The organism is Bartonella sp. ML70XJBT.G (assembly GCF_028618575.1).
Taxonomy (GTDB): domain Bacteria; phylum Pseudomonadota; class Alphaproteobacteria; order Rhizobiales; family Rhizobiaceae; genus Bartonella.
Genome location: NZ_JAQITA010000006.1, coordinates 55,267 through 72,014, shown reverse-complemented (window position 1 = coordinate 72,014; position 16,748 = coordinate 55,267). Strand labels below are relative to the sequence as shown.

The 16,748-nt window shown below is 40.3% G+C and carries 12 protein-coding genes and 1 pseudogene; 11 read left to right on the top strand and 2 right to left on the bottom strand.

Annotated elements, in window-relative coordinates; translation table 11 throughout:
- The first annotated feature begins 87 nt into the window (after window positions 1–87).
- From acnA to gpsA, 11 genes and pseudogenes are all read left to right on the top strand, one after another.
- Entirely contained in the window at window positions 88–2,775 is a 2,688-nt protein-coding gene (acnA, locus tag PVV64_RS04115; RefSeq protein WP_273759732.1) for an aconitate hydratase AcnA, read from the top strand.
- Between the two features lie 231 nt (window positions 2,776–3,006).
- Window positions 3,007–3,273, top strand: coding sequence for a 30S ribosomal protein S20 (gene rpsT, locus PVV64_RS04110; RefSeq protein WP_273759731.1), 267 nt, complete (start codon window positions 3,007–3,009; stop codon window positions 3,271–3,273).
- Window positions 3,274–3,982: 709 nt separating this feature from the next.
- A complete protein-coding gene (gene dnaA, locus PVV64_RS04105; RefSeq protein WP_273759730.1) occupies window positions 3,983–5,548 on the top strand; it encodes a chromosomal replication initiator protein DnaA in 1,566 nt (521 codons plus the stop codon).
- A 186-nt stretch (window positions 5,549–5,734) separates the two neighbouring features.
- On the top strand, window positions 5,735–6,856 hold the full coding sequence (dnaN, locus tag PVV64_RS04100; RefSeq protein WP_273759729.1) for a DNA polymerase III subunit beta: 1,122 nt from the start codon (window positions 5,735–5,737) through the stop codon (window positions 6,854–6,856).
- Between the two features lie 20 nt (window positions 6,857–6,876).
- On the top strand, window positions 6,877–8,010 hold the full coding sequence (gene recF, locus PVV64_RS04095; protein WP_273759794.1) for a DNA replication/repair protein RecF: 1,134 nt from the start codon (window positions 6,877–6,879) through the stop codon (window positions 8,008–8,010).
- A 50-nt stretch (window positions 8,011–8,060) separates the two neighbouring features.
- Window positions 8,061–8,525 carry a type II 3-dehydroquinate dehydratase gene (gene aroQ, locus PVV64_RS04090; protein WP_273759793.1) on the top strand — a complete coding sequence of 155 codons (465 nt, stop codon included), beginning with the start codon at window positions 8,061–8,063 and terminating at the stop codon, window positions 8,523–8,525.
- A gap of 115 nt (window positions 8,526–8,640) precedes the next feature.
- Window positions 8,641–9,612 carry a ubiquinol oxidase subunit II gene (gene cyoA, locus PVV64_RS04085; RefSeq protein WP_273759792.1) on the top strand — a complete coding sequence of 324 codons (972 nt, stop codon included), beginning with the start codon at window positions 8,641–8,643 and terminating at the stop codon, window positions 9,610–9,612.
- 75 nt (window positions 9,613–9,687) lie between these two features.
- On the top strand, window positions 9,688–11,706 hold the full coding sequence (gene cyoB / locus PVV64_RS04080) for a cytochrome o ubiquinol oxidase subunit I (protein ID WP_273759727.1): 2,019 nt from the start codon (window positions 9,688–9,690) through the stop codon (window positions 11,704–11,706).
- Entirely contained in the window at window positions 11,703–12,368 is a 666-nt protein-coding gene (locus PVV64_RS04075; RefSeq protein ID WP_273759726.1) for a cytochrome (ubi)quinol oxidase subunit III, read from the top strand. The genes cyoB and PVV64_RS04075 overlap by 4 nt, the downstream gene beginning before the upstream one ends.
- Window positions 12,368–12,961 (top strand): annotated as a pseudogene (gene cyoD, locus PVV64_RS04070) (cytochrome o ubiquinol oxidase subunit IV); the annotation flags it as partial. The gene PVV64_RS04075 and the pseudogene cyoD, both read left to right, overlap by 1 nt.
- 356 nt (window positions 12,962–13,317) lie before the next feature.
- On the top strand, window positions 13,318–14,340 hold the full coding sequence (gene gpsA / locus PVV64_RS04065) for an NAD(P)H-dependent glycerol-3-phosphate dehydrogenase (RefSeq protein WP_273759724.1): 1,023 nt from the start codon (window positions 13,318–13,320) through the stop codon (window positions 14,338–14,340).
- Between the two features lie 310 nt (window positions 14,341–14,650).
- Here the strand turns inward: gpsA and fabI are convergent, their stop codons facing one another.
- On the bottom strand, window positions 14,651–15,469 hold the full coding sequence (gene fabI / locus PVV64_RS04060) for an enoyl-ACP reductase FabI (RefSeq protein WP_273759723.1): 819 nt from the start codon (window positions 15,467–15,469) through the stop codon (window positions 14,651–14,653).
- A gap of 48 nt (window positions 15,470–15,517) precedes the next feature.
- Complete coding sequence (gene fabB / locus PVV64_RS04055; RefSeq protein WP_273759721.1) at window positions 15,518–16,738, bottom strand: beta-ketoacyl-ACP synthase I; 1,221 nt, start codon at window positions 16,736–16,738, stop codon at window positions 15,518–15,520.
- Window positions 16,739–16,748 lie beyond the last annotated feature (10 nt).

Here is a 16,748-nt window from a genome sequence, read left to right as displayed (position 1 = left end):
GTCTGCACTCAAGCTGCGACCTTGACTCGTAGTTTGTGTTGTTTGTTCCGGAAAATTAGATGGTTTGTAGTATGAGGGTGGACAGTCGTGACTCAAATTGATAGCTTTAATTGTCGTAGAATTTTGAATGTTTGTGGCAAGGAATATACTTATTATAGCCTAATCGAAGCCGAGAAAAATGGACTTAATGGTATTTCTCGCTTACCATTTTCGATGAAAGTCATTCTTGAAAATTTATTACGGTTTGAAGATGGGCGCACGGTTAAGAAAGAAGATATCTTAAACGTTGCTAAATGGTTAAACGATAAGGGCAGTGCTGGAGCAGAAATCGCCTATCGCCCTGCACGCGTTCTTATGCAAGATTTTACAGGTGTTCCTGCGGTTGTTGACCTTTCTGCGATGCGTGATGCTATGGTTAAACTGGGGGGGAATGCGGAAAAAATCAATCCTCTTATTCCTGTTGATCTTATCATTGATCACTCTATTATCGTTGATGACTTTGGCAATCCCATGGCTTTCAAAGAAAATGTTGAGCATGAATATGAACGCAATGGTGAGCGCTATCGTTTCCTAAAATGGGGGCAGCAAGCATTTCAAAATTTTCGCGTTGTTCCTCCAGGAACAGGGATCTGTCATCAGGTAAACCTAGAATATTTAGCGCAATGCGTGTGGTTGAAGGGTGAAGAGCCACATCAGACGGTTTATCCTGATACCTGTGTGGGAACTGATTCGCATACGACTATGGTGAATGGTTTGGGTGTTTTAGGTTGGGGCGTTGGTGGTATTGAAGCTGAAGCGGCAATGTTAGGTCAGCCCGTTTCTATGTTATTGCCTGAAGTGATAGGCTTCCGTCTCACAGGTAAACTTAAAGAAGGTGTCACAGCGACTGATTTAGTGTTGATGGTAACACAAATTCTACGCAAGAAGGGTGTTGTTGGTAAATTTGTTGAGTTTTTTGGCCCTGGTCTAGAACATATGACGCTTGCTGATCGAGCAACAATTGCAAATATGGCTCCCGAATATGGAGCAACCTGTGGCTTTTTCCCCATTGATAAGGAAACAATACGCTATCTCCATATGACAGGGCGTGATGAGAATCGGATAGCGTTAGTGGAAGCTTATTCCAAAGCGCAAGGGATGTGGCATGATGAAGCTGTAATCGATCCTACTTTTAGTGATACAATAGAATTAGATATGGAAAATGTTGTGCCTTCTATGGCCGGTCCTAAGCGTCCTGAAGGGCGTATTGCATTGGAAAGTGTTGGGCAAGGTTTTGAACAAGCATTAGCCGAGGATTATAAGAAGACTTCTGAGCAAGATGGTCGTTATCCGGTTGAAGGTGAGGAATACACACTTAGTCATGGCGATGTGGTAATTGCTGCCATTACTTCTTGCACGAATACATCGAATCCAAGCGTTCTTATTGCTGCTGGTCTTTTAGCACGTAATGCTGTAGCGAAAGGTCTCAAAAGCAAACCATGGGTTAAAACATCTCTTGCGCCTGGTTCACAAGTTGTTGAAGCTTATCTTTGCAACTCAGGATTGCAAAAAGATTTGGATGCACTAGGGTTTAATTTAGTCGGATTTGGATGCACAACCTGTATTGGCAATTCTGGTCCTTTGTATCCTGCTATTTCTAAAACGATTAATCATTATGGTCTCATTGCCGCTGCAGTTCTTTCAGGAAATCGTAATTTTGAAGGGCGTGTATCACCTGATGTGCAAGCAAATTATTTAGCTTCACCACCATTAGTTGTTGCACATGCTTTGGTTGGGACAGTGCGTAAAGATTTAACCAAAGAGCCTTTAGGAATAGGTTCAGATGGACAACCAGTCTATTTGAGAGATATTTGGCCAACCTCTCAAGAAATACAAGAATTTATCGAAAAGAATGTTACGCGTAAGATTTTTTCCCAGAAATATGCGGATGTCTTTAAGGGAGATGAAAATTGGCGAAAGGTTAAGGTTCCAACAGGGGTGACGTATGCTTGGGATGAACAGTCAACATATGTGCGTAATCCGCCTTATTTTGATGAGATGCAAAAGACTCCTGATGTCTTGCCAGATATTAAAGATGCACGGATTTTAGGTTTGTTTGGTGATAAAATCACAACGGATCATATTTCTCCTGCTGGTTCTATTAAGATGGATTCTCCTGCTGGAAAGTATTTAATAGATCATGGGGTTAAAGTGGCTGATTTTAACCAATATGGAACACGTCGTGGGAATCATGAAGTGATGATGCGTGGAACCTTTGCCAATATCCGTATTCGTAACTTCATGTTAGGAGAAAATGGTCGTGAGGGAGGCTATACAGTCCATTATCCATCAGGAACAGAGCAGGCAATTTATGATGCAGCTATGGCGTATAAACAAGAAGGTGTGCCGTTGGTTGTATTTGCCGGTATTGAATACGGCAATGGGTCTTCTCGTGATTGGGCGGCCAAAGGAACTAACCTTCTTGGTGTAAAAGCAGTGATCGCTCAATCTTTTGAGCGGATTCATCGTTCGAATCTTGTTGGTATGGGAATTGTTCCCTTTGTGTTTGAAGAGGGTACGAGCTGGAGATCTTTGGGTTTAAAAGGGGATGAAAAGGTAACCATTGAAGGGATTCATAACTTAAAACCTCGTCAAAAAACAGTTGCCATCATCACTTTTTCCGATGGAATGATAAAAACTGTTCCATTATTATGCCGTGTTGATACTGAAGATGAGTTAGATTATTTGCACCATGGTGGTATTTTGCAATATGTTTTGCGTCATTTGGCAGTTTAAACCGCATTTATGCATTTAGGAGTGTCTTTAAACGATGAAAGTCTCAAAAGTTTAGGGGTTGCTTTTTTATACTTAATCTGTGAGAAATCGATTGACGTTGGTTTAAGGATTGCGTTATAAGCTGCTCAGTTATTGGCAGCTTTATAGTATTGCTTGAATTGGATTTATTTGGATTGGTAGAGATATTATTGAGGCTAACCATATCCAATGCGTTGAAAGAAAGATATATTTATGGCGAATACACCTTCCGCTCGAAAAGCGGTACGCAAAGTTGCGGCACGCACGCAGGTTAATAGGGCACGTCGTTCGCGCGTTCGTACTTTTATTCGTAAGTTTGATGATGCTGTAGCTGGTGGTGATAAGGCATCTGCGGAAATAGCATTTAAGAATTTTGAACCTGAAATTATGCGTGCTGTTTCCAAGGGCGTTTTTCATAAAAATGCTGCTGCGCGAAAAGTTTCGCGTTTAGCTAAGCGCTTGAAAGCTTTGGACGTTTAAACTTTTTCTATTTTATGAAAGATTTAAAAATCAGGCCAGCATCTGTAGGTGCTGGTTTTTTTATTTTCCCAAAACCTTCACTTTTTAGGAGAGGGAATCAGTGATTTTTTCTTCTATGAGAAAGACGAGAAGATTCATAGAGTTTGTATGGTTATCCACAAGCTTTGTGGATTTTTACAGAGTCTTTTTTGTCAAGCATTTTTATTTTTTTTTTTTAATCCGGAGGGATTCTTTAATTATTGGTAAATTTAGAGAAAAAAAATGAATTGAATCAATAATTTTCTCCATCTCTAATTTATATGAGCAGGTTTATAGGAGGTTTTGCTTTTATTTTGGCCTCTTGCATTTTACCTCTGCTGTTTTGTATGTTTCTCATGGAGACGAAAAACAGGCAGGGTTCACATCAGTTTTTATCCTGCGGTATGTATGAGTTTAAAATGCTTGAATTTAGGCTGTCATGGACTCTCATGTTGGATAGATTTTTTCTAAGGTGTTTTTTGTTTCTTTGTTGGTATGTTATCCATTTTAGAAGAATGGTTCATATCATGAGTGCAAGTAAATCTTATTGGTCATCTTTATTGGTGGGGTTTAATGAAGCTATCCTAAGGGGGGGATAAGTAATCTTATTTGGGGTAGGGCGTTTTGCCTTTGCTATGTTGATTTTTAGCGATTTGGCAAGACAAAATTTTTATTTTTATCAGGATGAAAGATGGTGGATAAATTGAACTCTAAAGCTAGTTCCTTTAAAAGGGTTACGGTGAATATCCTGTCGGCAGAAAAAATAATCAAGATGACGGATAATGGTGGAGCGGTGAGTAGAAATGTTTCTGGAGGGTTTCCTATTATTTCAGAGGAAGAGGGTGCTGCGGCTTTTGCACGTGTGATGGCCCAATTAAAGGCACAAGTTGGTATTGAGGCTTATACGAGTTGGTTTGGTCGTGTAAAGCTTGCTGAATATAGCCGTAATCTTGTAAAACTTTCTGTTCCTACAGCGTTTTTACGTTCATGGATTAATAATCACTATGGTTCTCTTTTGATAAATTTATGGAAACAAGAGAACCCGATGATTCTTCGTGTTGAAGTTATTGTTCGCGGTATGAAACGCGTTTCTGGAGGTGTGGTCTGTAAAACAAGTGCCGCTCCAGTTGCTCTGGAAGAGCAAACGACTCCATCTTTTGTTGAGAGTTACACAGAGAATTCTGTAAAGAGTGTTCAAGCAGGTGTTTTTGGTTCACCTCTTGATTCTCGCTATACGTTTGAAAGTTTTGTGGAGGGTTCTTCTAATCGTGTTGCTTTAGCTGCAGCGCGTTCGATTGCAGAAGGGCATAAAAGTGCTTTAAGATTTAATCCTCTTTTTGTTCATGCATCTGTTGGTTTAGGGAAAACGCATTTGCTTCAAGCTATTGCGGCAGCGTCGTTGAATCGTTTAACGCCTGCACGAGTTATTTATTTGACTGCTGAATATTTTATGTGGCGTTTTGCAACGGCTATTCGTGATAATGATGCTCTTTCCTTTAAAGAGCAGCTTCGTGATATTGATCTTCTCATTATTGATGATATGCAATTTTTGCAAGGAAAGTCGATTCAGCATGAGTTTTGTCATTTACTGAATATGTTGCTTGATAGTGCGAAACAAGTTGTTGTTGCTGCGGATCGTCCACCAGCAGAATTAGAATCGCTTGATCTTCGGGTTCGCTCTCGTCTTCAGGGAGGGGTTGCCCTTGAAATTGAGGCGCCAGATTATGAAATGCGTTTGAGTATGCTACAACAGCGATTGAAGGTAGCACAGCAAGATGATAGTACGCTTTCGATTTCTGATGATATTCTAGAATATATTGCAAGAACAGTTTTAGGATCAGGACGTGATATTGAGGGAGCATTTAATCAACTCTTGTTCCGCCAGTCATTTGAAACAGATTTATCCTTAGAGCGGATTGATGAATTGTTAGGCCATTTGACACGTTCTGGTGAGCCTAAGCGCATTCGAATCGAAGAAATTCAGCGTACGGTTGCACGTCATTATAATGTGTCTAAACAGGATTTGTTATCCAATCGTCGGACACGTACAGTTGTCAAGCCGCGACAAGTTGCGATGTATTTAGCAAAAATGTTGACGCCTCGCTCGTTGCCAGAAATTGGGCGTCGTTTTGGTGGTCGTGATCATACGACAGTTTTACACGCAGTTCGTAAAATTGAAGACTTGGTTTGTGGTGATCAGACATTGGCCAAAGAGCTTGAGTTGCTTAAGCGATTAATTGGAGAGCAGGCTGCTTAGTATTTCCAATCTTTCCTTATCTTGAAAGAAAGAGTGCAGGGGGGAGGTAAGCTAGCTTTTTTTCTTATACAAGAGTCACTTGCCATTTTAAGAGACGTTGAATAAAATCCAGCAAATGATTCTTAAGGGAATGGGTTGTTTTCTAGAGAATTTCTATAGTTTTTAGTAAATTGTAACGGAGATTTTATGCGTATTATAGTTGATCGCAGTCAGTTTCTTAAATCTCTTGGTCGGGTTCACCGTGTGGTAGAGCGTCGTAATACCGTTCCTATTTTATCAAATGTTTTGATTGATGCAGAGAATGGAAGTGTGCAATTAAAAGCGACGGATCTTGATTTAGAGGTCACGGAATCTTTTACAGTCAATATTGAACAAGCAGGAGCGATAACTGTACCAGCATATTTGTTATATGATATAGTGCGAAAACTTCCTGATGGGAGTGAAATTGTCTTGTCCGTTGATGAGAATCAGGCAAACACGATGTCTGTCGTTTCGGGTTGTGCGCATTTTCAGCTTCAGTGTCTTCCGAAGATAGATTTTCCAGAGTCTCTTCCAGGTCAGTTTGGTTATCGCTTTTCTCTATCGGCCTCAGGTTTGAAACATTTACTTGATTGTACGCAATTTGCTATTTCTACGGAAGAAACCCGTTATTATCTCAATGGGATTTATTTTCATGTTGTGAATGATGGTATTTTGAAGTTGCGTTTAGTTGCCACCGATGGTCATCGTTTAGCACAAGTTGATATGGAAGCGCCTTTAGAAGTTGAAGGTATGCCAGGTGTCATTATTCCTCGTAAAACTGTAGGAGAATTACAAAAGCTTCTTTCAGAAGAAATTGACGGTGATGTGTCTGTAGAAGTCTCAGAAACAAAAATTCGTTTTTCTGTAGGTTCTGTTGTTTTTACATCGAAATTAATTGATGGAACATTTCCAGATTATCAACGTGTTATCCCTCTTGGAAATGATAAAAAATTGATTGTTAACAAACAGGATTTTTCTTCTGCGGTTGATCGTGTTTCAACGATTTCGAGTGATCGTGGACGTGCGGTGAAATTAACGATTGAGCATGGGCAATTAAAGCTTGTCGTTAATAATCCTGATTCAGGTAGTGCGGAAGACCAATTAGCGGCAACTTATACATCTGATCCGCTTGAGATAGGATTTAATTCGCGTTATCTTTTGGACATTGCTGGTCAGCTTTCCAGTGATGAGATGGTTTTTATGTTGGCAGATGCTGTAGCACCAGCTCTGATTCGTGATAATGATGATTCAGATGCGCTTTATGTGCTGATGCCCATTCGCGTTTAGGGACTATTGTTTTGCAATGCATAGCTGGTTATGTGCACAAAGTGGCAGTGCGGCAGCTAAAGCTTGTGCGTTATCGCAATTATTCCTCCTTTAATATCCATTTTTCAGGTCAGCATGTGGTTTTTACTGGCCATAATGGTGCGGGTAAGACAAATCTTTTAGAAGCTTTATCTTTTCTTTCTCCTGGTCGCGGTTTGCGGCGTGCTGCTTATTCTGATGTTAGTTTTGCAAATGATGGTGGTGAAGGGTTTGTTGTCTTTGCACGTCTTGAATGTGCTCTTTATGGTGAAGTAAAGATTGGTACAGCATTCGAAATTGGGACTAATAGTCGTAAAGTACATATTAATGGTGTGAATGAGACAGGAGATTGCTTAACAGATTACTGTCATATCAGTATTCTGACACCTTCTATGGATGGGCTTTTTACAGGCCCTTCGCTTGAGCGGCGTCGTTTTTTAGATCGTATGGTTTTGGCTATTGATCCTTTGCATAGTCGTCGCATAGCAGATTATGATAAGGTGATGCGCGCGCGCAATCGTTTATTTTTGGATGACAATGAAAATGATGCTTGGTTTAATGCGTTAGAAAAGCAGATGGCAGAACTAGCAACGGCTATTGCTGCCGCACGTATTGATCTTATTAGGCTTTTGAATGATCTGTTTGTACAAATGCCATCTCAGAGAGTTTTTCCACGCGCTTTTTTACAAATTGATGGTTTTTTAGAAACGGCTTTGAGTAAATTATCGGCGGTTGAGGTTGAAGAGCAATTTTATGATCGATTGCGACATAACCGTGCAATAGATCGGGCAGCTGGAAGGACTCTGGAAGGACCACATCGCACAGATTTACAAGTTTTTTATGCTGATAAAAACATGGCTGCAACATTTTGTTCTACGGGTGAGCAAAAAGCGTTGCTCACAAGTTTGGTTTTATGTCATGCGCGTTTAACAGGTATGATGTCGCAGAGGGCACCTATACTACTTCTTGATGAAATGGCAGCACATCTTGATTCTCATCGGCGCGCTGCTTTATTTGATATTCTTGATGACTTGAGGGGGCAAACATTTATGACAGGAACAGACCGCATTTTGTTTGATTCCTTAAAAGGACGAGCAGAGTTTTTTGAGATTAAGGATGGAGCTTTATTTCAATAAAAATGTGCTAAATTTTTTATAAGTGATGGTCGACGAAAAAGAGGCTTATGATGTCTACAATTATAACGGTTTTAAATGGTCCTAATTTAAATTTTCTTGGGCAACGTGAGCCAGAGATCTATGGAACTGAAACTCTAGAAGATATTGAAAAATTTTGCAAGGAATGGGCAACCAGAGCGGGTATAGTCGTACATTTCCATCAAAGCAATTATGAGGGGCAATTGGTAGAGTGGATACAGGAAGCGGTTGGAATGAGTGCAGGATTGATAATCAATCCTGCTGCTTATAGCCATACCTCTGTTGCAATTCTTGATGCTTTAAAAATATTTACAGGGACAAAAGTAGAGGTTCATTTATCTCATATTTATCATCGTGAGTCCTTTCGCTACCACTCTTATACGTCTGCTGGTGTGGATGCTGTCATTGCCGGTTGTGGGAGCGATGGGTATTGGTTTGCGCTTGAATATATTGCCAAGAGGCTTAAATTGGGCAGAGAGGAATCAAAAGTTGTATAATGTTGATGAGGGCATTTGAATTTACTTGATAATTCTTTTTAAATTGGTAAGCATATCGTTAAGATTTTGTCATGTTTTGATGGCAACTTCTGGTATGTATGATGGGGCAGGTGAAATGAAAAACTTTGTTAAACGAATAAAGATGCTCGTAATTTTAGGGGTTGTGTTGCTTTTATCAGGTTGTAAGTTTGACGTTCTTCACCCGGCGGGATATGTTGCGCGGCAACAGCTTATTTTGATTGTTATTTGTGTTGCTGTTATGCTTTGCGTTGTGATTCCAGTCATGGTGAGTGTCGTATTTTTGGCTATTAAATATCATGCGTCGAACACGTCAGCAGAATATTTACCTGATTGGGGGCATTCCAATAAAATTGAAGCAGTTATGTGGGGCATTCCAATTGTTATCGTGTGTGTTTTGGGTGCGTTGACTGCCTATTACACCTATAAGCTTGAACCAGAAAATCCGCTTCCCACGGAAATTGTTGGTGAAGGGGAGCCGTTGCAGATAAATGTTGTGGCTACGGATTGGAAATGGGTTTTTATTTATCCTCAATATGGTATTGCAGCAGTCAATGAAATTTATGCACCTGAAGGTCGCCAAGTTTTATTGCAGTTGACGTCAGAGAATTCTGTTAATGCTTTTTGGGTACCAAAACTGGGCACGGTTCTTTATGCTATGCCACAAATGAATTCTAAATTGCATTTGGTTGCTGATAAGCAAGGAGTATTCAACGGAACTTCGGCGAATTACAGTGGTGATGGTTTCGCAGGAATGCGATTTAAATGGCATTCTGTATCTTTGCAGGATTTTGATAATTGGGTTGCTAAAGCTCGGGCCCATGGTCAAGTACTTGATCGTGCATCTTATCGTCAGCTTTCTATTGCGCCTCGTATGGGTGATATTGCTGCGAAGGAAAAGGATGCTGAGGTACGTTATTTTGCACCTGTTGAGAAGCAGCTCTACTACCGGATTGTTAATCGATGTGTTGATGCAAATACGGTGTGTAATGAAGATTTAATGAAGCGAGCTGCAGCTCAGACACTTTGGGGTGCACTTTGTTCAGTTTTTGATCCTGATGGTTATTGAGTGCATCAATCGAGAAAGAGACCTTTTAAAAATAAGGTTTTTTTAAAATGAAATTTATCTGATACGGGTTGAGAAATGTTTGGAAGACTTACAGATCCTACAGCTGGTGCTTTTCACGCGCTGGCACATGAACCGATCGTTTTATACACGTGTATTGCGATTGTTGTGGGTGGTTTAATTGCTGTTCTTGCTTTGACAGTGCTTGGATGGTGGGGAGTCTTATGGCGAAATTGGATTACAACAGTTGACCATAAACGCATTGGCATTATGTATATAGTGCTTGGTATTATTATGCTTGTTCGCGGTTTCGCGGACGCAATTATGATGCGAACGCATCAGGCTTTGGCTCTGGGGAGCGAAACGGCGGGTTATTTACCTCCTGATCATTTTGATCAGATTTTTTCGGCTCACGGTACTATAATGATTTTCTTCATGGCCACGCCGATATTATTTGGTCTTTTCAATTATATTATACCACTTCAAATTGGTGCTCGTGATGTTGCTTTTCCTTTTGCCAATAATTTGGGATTTTGGATTACAGCTGCAGGAGCAATACTCATTAACATATCACTAGGTGTTGGTAATTTTGGTCGTGGTGGCTGGTTGATGTATCCACCTTTCACAGAGTTGCAAGGAAGTCCAGATACGGGGGTAGACTATTATTTGTGGTCACTTCAACTGTCTGGTATTGCAACAACGATGGGAGCAATCAATTTTGTTGCAACGATGATAAAAATGCGGGCACCTGGTATGACGATGATGAAAATGCCCGTCTTTTGTTGGAGTGCTTTCGTTAGTAATGTTCTTATTTTAGTGATTTATCCTGTCTTAGCTGTAGCGTTTGCTCTCTTGGCATGTGACCGTTATTTGGGCATGAATTTTTTTACCAATGTTGGTGGCGGAAATCCAATGGTATGGATTAACTATGTTTGGATTTTTGGGCATCCTGAAGTTTATGTTTTGGTTGTCCCTGCTTTTGGGATTGTTTCTGAAGTTGTCTCGACGTTTTCTTCAAAACGCCTTTTTGGTTATACTTCAATGGTATGGGCAATGTTGGTTATTTTAATCCTTTCACTTCTTGTTTGGGGACATCATTTCTTTACCATGGGTGGGGGTGAAGTTGTAAACACCTTCTTTGGTATTGCTACGATGATCATTGCCGTTCCAACGGGTGTAAAAGTCTTTAATTGGTTACTAACCATGTATAAAGGGCGGATACGTTTTGAGCCTCCAATGCTTTGGTGCATGGGGATGATCTTTACATTTGTTGGAGGTGGCTTAACAGGTGTTTTGCTATCTATTGTGCCTGCGGATTGGCAATTTCATAATTCGTTGTTTTTGATAGCGCATTTCCACCACACAATTATCGGAGGTGTTGTGTTTGCCTACTTAGCTGGACTTGCTTTTTGGTTTCCAAAAGTTTTTGGTTATAAACCAAATCGGATGCTAGGCATTGCATCTTTCTGGTGTTGGTTCATTGGTTTTTATCTTGCCTTTTTTCCAATTTATGCGCTTGGGCTCATGGGTGCGACGCGTCGTCTTCAACATTACATGGAGCCTAGTTGGCAGCCGATGTTTATAATTGCAGCACTAGGAGCTTTTATTATCTTACTTGGTATCCTTTGTTTTGTGCTGCAAGTTGTTTTGGCAATTTGGTACGGTATTAAGCATAAGGGACGCTTACCAGTAACGCTCAATGATTCTTGGGGTGATGCACGTACACTTGAATGGTTTACCTCTTCACCGCCACCTTCTTACAATTTTGCCATTATTCCAGAGGTACACTCTGACGATGCCTATTGGAATATGAAGAAAAATGGTTATCAGCGTCCAACAAGTGGATTTTCAAAAATTCATATGCCGTCAAATACATCGGCTGGAATTATTGCTGGGTTCTTTTCATTAGTTGTTGGTTTTGCGCTTGTTTGGCATATTTGGTGGCTCGTTGCGATTGGAATGATTGGCTTTGTGGCGACGATAGTGTGTCATTCATTAACAGGTGATCATCATGGTTACTATATTCCAGCTGAAGAAGTGCAAAAGACAGAAGATGCTTTTACAGCTGTCCTTAAAAAACAAGGAGTAACAGTATGAGTACGATGGCAATGAAGAAGACTCACATTGATGAGCATCATCACGACAATAGTTCCGTCATGACGTTTGGTTTCTGGGTTTATATCCTTTCGGATTTGATCCTATTTTCGACACTTTTTTCAAGTTTCGCTGTTTTTTCCGCTTCTTACGGTGGAGGAAAAGCAGGCAGTGAATTTATTGATTTAAAGTTTGTCTTGGTTGAAACTGCTATTTTGTTGCTTTCATCAATTACTTATGGGTTTGTGATGGTACAAACCCATAAGGGGCATCTCAGTGGTGTGCGTTTATGGATGGCTATTACTTTTGTACTTGGATGTTGCTTTATTGGCATGGAAATTTACGAATTCCATGAACTTTTGGGCGAAGTATTTTATTACGATCCTGGTGCTTATGCTGGTATTGACCCTGCAACGGGTTTAAAGCTTTTTGGAAAAGAAGTTTTATCTGCTTATTGGTCAGCGTTTTTTGCTTTGGTTGGCACCCATGGTCTTCATGTGAGTGTTGGTCTTCTCTGGATGGTGGTGATGTTTTTTCATCTACGTCGGAGTGGTTTGGATCAGGATAATAAAACGCGTTTAGCATGCCTTTCAATTTTTTGGCATTTGCTTGATATTGTATGGGTTGGTGTTTTCACCATGGTTTATCTGTTAGGAGCGCTGTAATGAACATGCAAAACGAAACACATGGTCCCAGTACTGGTTCCTATTTAATCGGCTTTATTCTCGCGATATTTTTTACTTTAGGTTCTTTTATTCCTGTGATGTATGGAATGATGGAGAGCTGGGCGATTAGTACAAAAGTTGCATATCTTATTGGAATGGCGATTATTCAAATTATAGTGCAGGTTGTTTTCTTTTTGCACTTGAATTCTGGTCCAGATGCGAAATGGAATTTAAGCGCTTTGTGGTTTGCGGCCATTTGCGTTTTGATTATTATTGGTGGTACGTGGTGGGCTATTTCCCATTTAAATTATAATATGATGGGTGGTTCAGGACGTATTATTGAGCCGGAAAGAACAACAGAAGATAGTTCTATATCGACAGGAAAATTATCAGAAAAACAAAAGCCAGCAGGAGATTTATTAAGCACTCAGGTTGCTACAGAGCAAGAGCCAAGTATGCCAGCTCATGTAGAGCAAGCACCAGGTGTGGAAATGCCTATGGGGCAAGAGCCAAGTATGCCGGCTCCTGTAGAGCAAGCACCAGGTGTGGAAATGCCTATGGAACAAACACCAAGCATGCAAACGCCTGTGCAATAAAATTATCAAAAATAACAAGATTCATAGAGCCAATGCCAAGTGCATTGGCTTTTTTGCGAGAGTTCGTTATAAACAAGTTTATTGGGGCTAAGGTGAGTGATAAACAGAGGGCTAGAGAGGAAATTGAAGAGGCATCATTTTGAATATACGTTTATTTTAAACGAGAAAGTTTATGGGGACTTAAGTGTAACCTCAATTTGACCTGAGATAAGCAGTCATTTGGAGAAGCTATAATATTATTTTCATACGCTTGAATACAGAAGGTATGAGAATTTTGAAAAGATTTCACAGTATGTTAGAATGAAGCCATAACGGACTACAAAGAGAAATTTGGAGAATAATCAGAAAGTTTGATGAAAGCCGTTTCGATAACAATTATTGGTGCTGGTTCTTTTGGCACGGCGTTGGCGATTGCTTTGGCTCGTAATGGCCATCGTGTTTTACTTTGGGGTCATAATCCTCAGCATATCAAAGAATTACAGAAATATCGCTGCAATCAAGCATTTTTACCAGATATTCAATTTCCTGAAAATCTATCTCCCGAAGTTTCGCTTGAAACTGCAATAACAGCAAGCCGAAATATATTAATTGCTGTTCCAAGTCATATATTTCACCAAGTATTATACAATATTCAACCTTATTTGGATCAACATTCACGTATTATATGGGTAACGAAGGGCTTGGAGCATGGTACAGGACGCCTTTTACAAGAAGTTGCTTGTGAAATTTTAGGAGATAAAATTCCTTTAGCTGTTTTTTCTGGACCAACCTTTGCCAAGGAGATTGCCATTGGTTTGCCTACAGCAATTACAGTAGCAGCTTCTGATGCTGAATTTAGTAAAGAGCTACAGCAACTTTTTCATTGTGATAAGGCTTTGAGAGTTTATAAAAATTCTGATATGATTGGCGTTCAATTGGGTGGAACGGTCAAAAATGTTATTGCCATTGGTGCAGGAATATCAGATGGCATGGGATTTGGGGCAAATGCTCGAATAGCGCTCATCACACGAGGCTTAGCTGAAATCAGTCGTTTGGGTGTTGCTATGGGCGCTGAACTTTCCACATTTATGGGTATGACAGGCTTAGGCGATTTGGTTTTAACATGTACTGATAATCAATCGCGCAATCGCCGTTTTGGTATGCTGCTTGGTCAAGGAATGAATATAAAAGAAGCGGAAAAACAGGTTGGCCAAGTTGTTGAAGGTTATTTAAATACGAAAGAAGTGCATGCATTAGCACAACGCATAGGAGTAGAAATGCCAATTACAGAGCAAATCTATCAAATATTATTTTGCGATAAAAGTGTAATCGAAGCAGCAAATACATTATTGAGCCGAGCACTCAAAGATGAAATACGTGATACAGTATGTTTCTAAACTATTCAAACAGATGAGAGAGATAGTGGTCATAGAATAGAAATTTTGAAGTTTAGTACGCTGACCATAAGATAAAGCAGTCATACTATAGCAAATGAAAGAAAACCAGATCGCTTTTTATGTGGATGACTGAAGTATAGCGGATATAGCTAAAACATGGAAAAATTTAACTGCTACTCTAAGTTATATCTTTAAAAAGCAAGCTATGTTCTCTAATTATAGATTTTACAGGAGAGAAGAAAGCACTCAACATATCTTTATATGCTGTGCAAAGGGGTATTTTCGTACTTTGACCAAGCACTAGGAAGAGTTATCCTCCTTGTGTTTCCTCACTTTGTTTTAATTCTTCAAGGGTTGGCATAGACATAATATTATAGCCTGAATCAACATAATGAATTTCACCAGTAACGCCTGATGATAAATCAGAAAGGAGATAAAGAGCAGATTTTCCAATTTCGTGAATATTTACGGTGCGACGCAATGGCGCGTTACGACGTTGATAGGAAAAAATCGCGCGTGCAGCTGCAATTCCATTGCCTGCTAAAGTTCTCACAGGTCCAGCTGAAATTGCATTGACACGAATGTTTTGAGGACCAAAATCCGCTGCTAAGTAACGTACCATAGCTTCTAAAGCAGCTTTAGCCACACCCATAATATTGTAATTAGGGACAACTTGTTGTGAAGCTCCATAGGTAAGTGTTAAAAGCGCACCTCCATGAGGCATAAGCTTACCAGCGCGCTGAGCAATTTCAGTAAAAGAATAGGCAGAAATAACCATTGTGCGCTGAAAGTTTTCGCGTGTTGTTACATCAACATAACGTCCTTTTAATTGATTCTTATCTGAAAAGCCGATGGCATGAACAACGAAATCAATCGTTTTCCATTCTTTTTCAAGATATTCAAAAACACGATCAACATTTTCAATTTTTTCAACATCGCATTCAAGCAACAATTTGCAACCGAGCTGTTCTGCTAAAGGTTGAACGCGTTTTCCAAAGGCTTCTCCTTGGTAGGTAAAAGCCAATTCAGCTCCTGCTTTTGCGAGTTGGCAGGCAATGCCCCATGCAATTGAATGGTCATTTGCAACCCCCATAATAAGGCCACGTTTGCCCTCCATCAAACCTTTCATGTTATTCTCCGTAAGACCGTGCTTTTTCAACCAGCTAAGAATCCCTCTTTATGCATAACGTTGGAAAATGAGCGTTGCATTGGTACCGCCAAAACCGAATGTGTTTGACAATACAGTATTAAGTTGTTGATGATCACGACGTTCACGAACAATGGGCATATCGGCGAAAGCTGGATCAAGCTCTTCAATATGAGCACTCTCGCAAATAAAATTATGCTTCATCATTAACAATGTATAGATTGCCTCATGAACACCTGCTGCCCCTAAAGAATGACCGGTCAGAGATTTTGTGGCAGAAATAGGTGGGCATTGATCACCTGCTCCAAAGATACGGCGAATTGCTTCTATTTCGGGGGGATCACCAACAGGTGTTGCTGTTGCATGAGGGTTGATATAATCAATTTTATTCTTTACGGTTGCAAGCGCCATGCGCATGCACCGTTCTGCCCCTTCACCGGATGGAGCAACCATATCATGACCATCTGATGTAGCACCATATCCAACAATTTCTCCGTAGATTTTCGCGCCACGCGCTTTAGCAAGTTCGAGCTCTTCAAGAACCAAAACACCTGCTCCACCAGCAATAACAAATCCATCACGATTGACATCATAGGCACGTGAAGCTTTTTCTGGTGTGTCATTATATCTACTGGACATCGCACCCATAGCATCGAAGAGTACAGATAATGTCCAGTCCAAATCTTCACAACCACCAGCAAAGATGCGGTCCTGTCTACCATACTGTATTAATTCATAAGCATTTCCAATACAATGATTAGAGGTTGCACATGCTGAAGAAATTGAATAGTTCACGCCTTTAATTTTAAAAAAAGTTGCAAGTGTCGCAGATGCTGTAGAACTCATTGCTTTGGGTACGACAAAAGGACCAACGCGCTTTGGACCTTTTTGCCGTGTAATATCAGCAGCTTCAACGATTGATTGAGTTGAAGCGCCTCCAGAGCCCATAATGATACCCGTGCGTTCATTTGATACTTCATGGGGCTCTAAACCCGCATCAACAATTGCTTGATCCATAGCGATGTGATTCCAAGCAGTTCCACGTCCATGAAAACGCAAAGCACGTCGATCAACCAGTTCTTCTATATTAACATCAGGTTTACCGTAAACTCTGCTACGAAAACCTAATTCAGCATACTGAGGTGCATAAGAAATTCCGGATTTGGCTTCATACAAACTGGTTAAAACTGCCTCTATATCATTTCCAATTGCAGAGACAACTCCCATTCCAGTTACAACAACGCGACGCATCCATACCTCC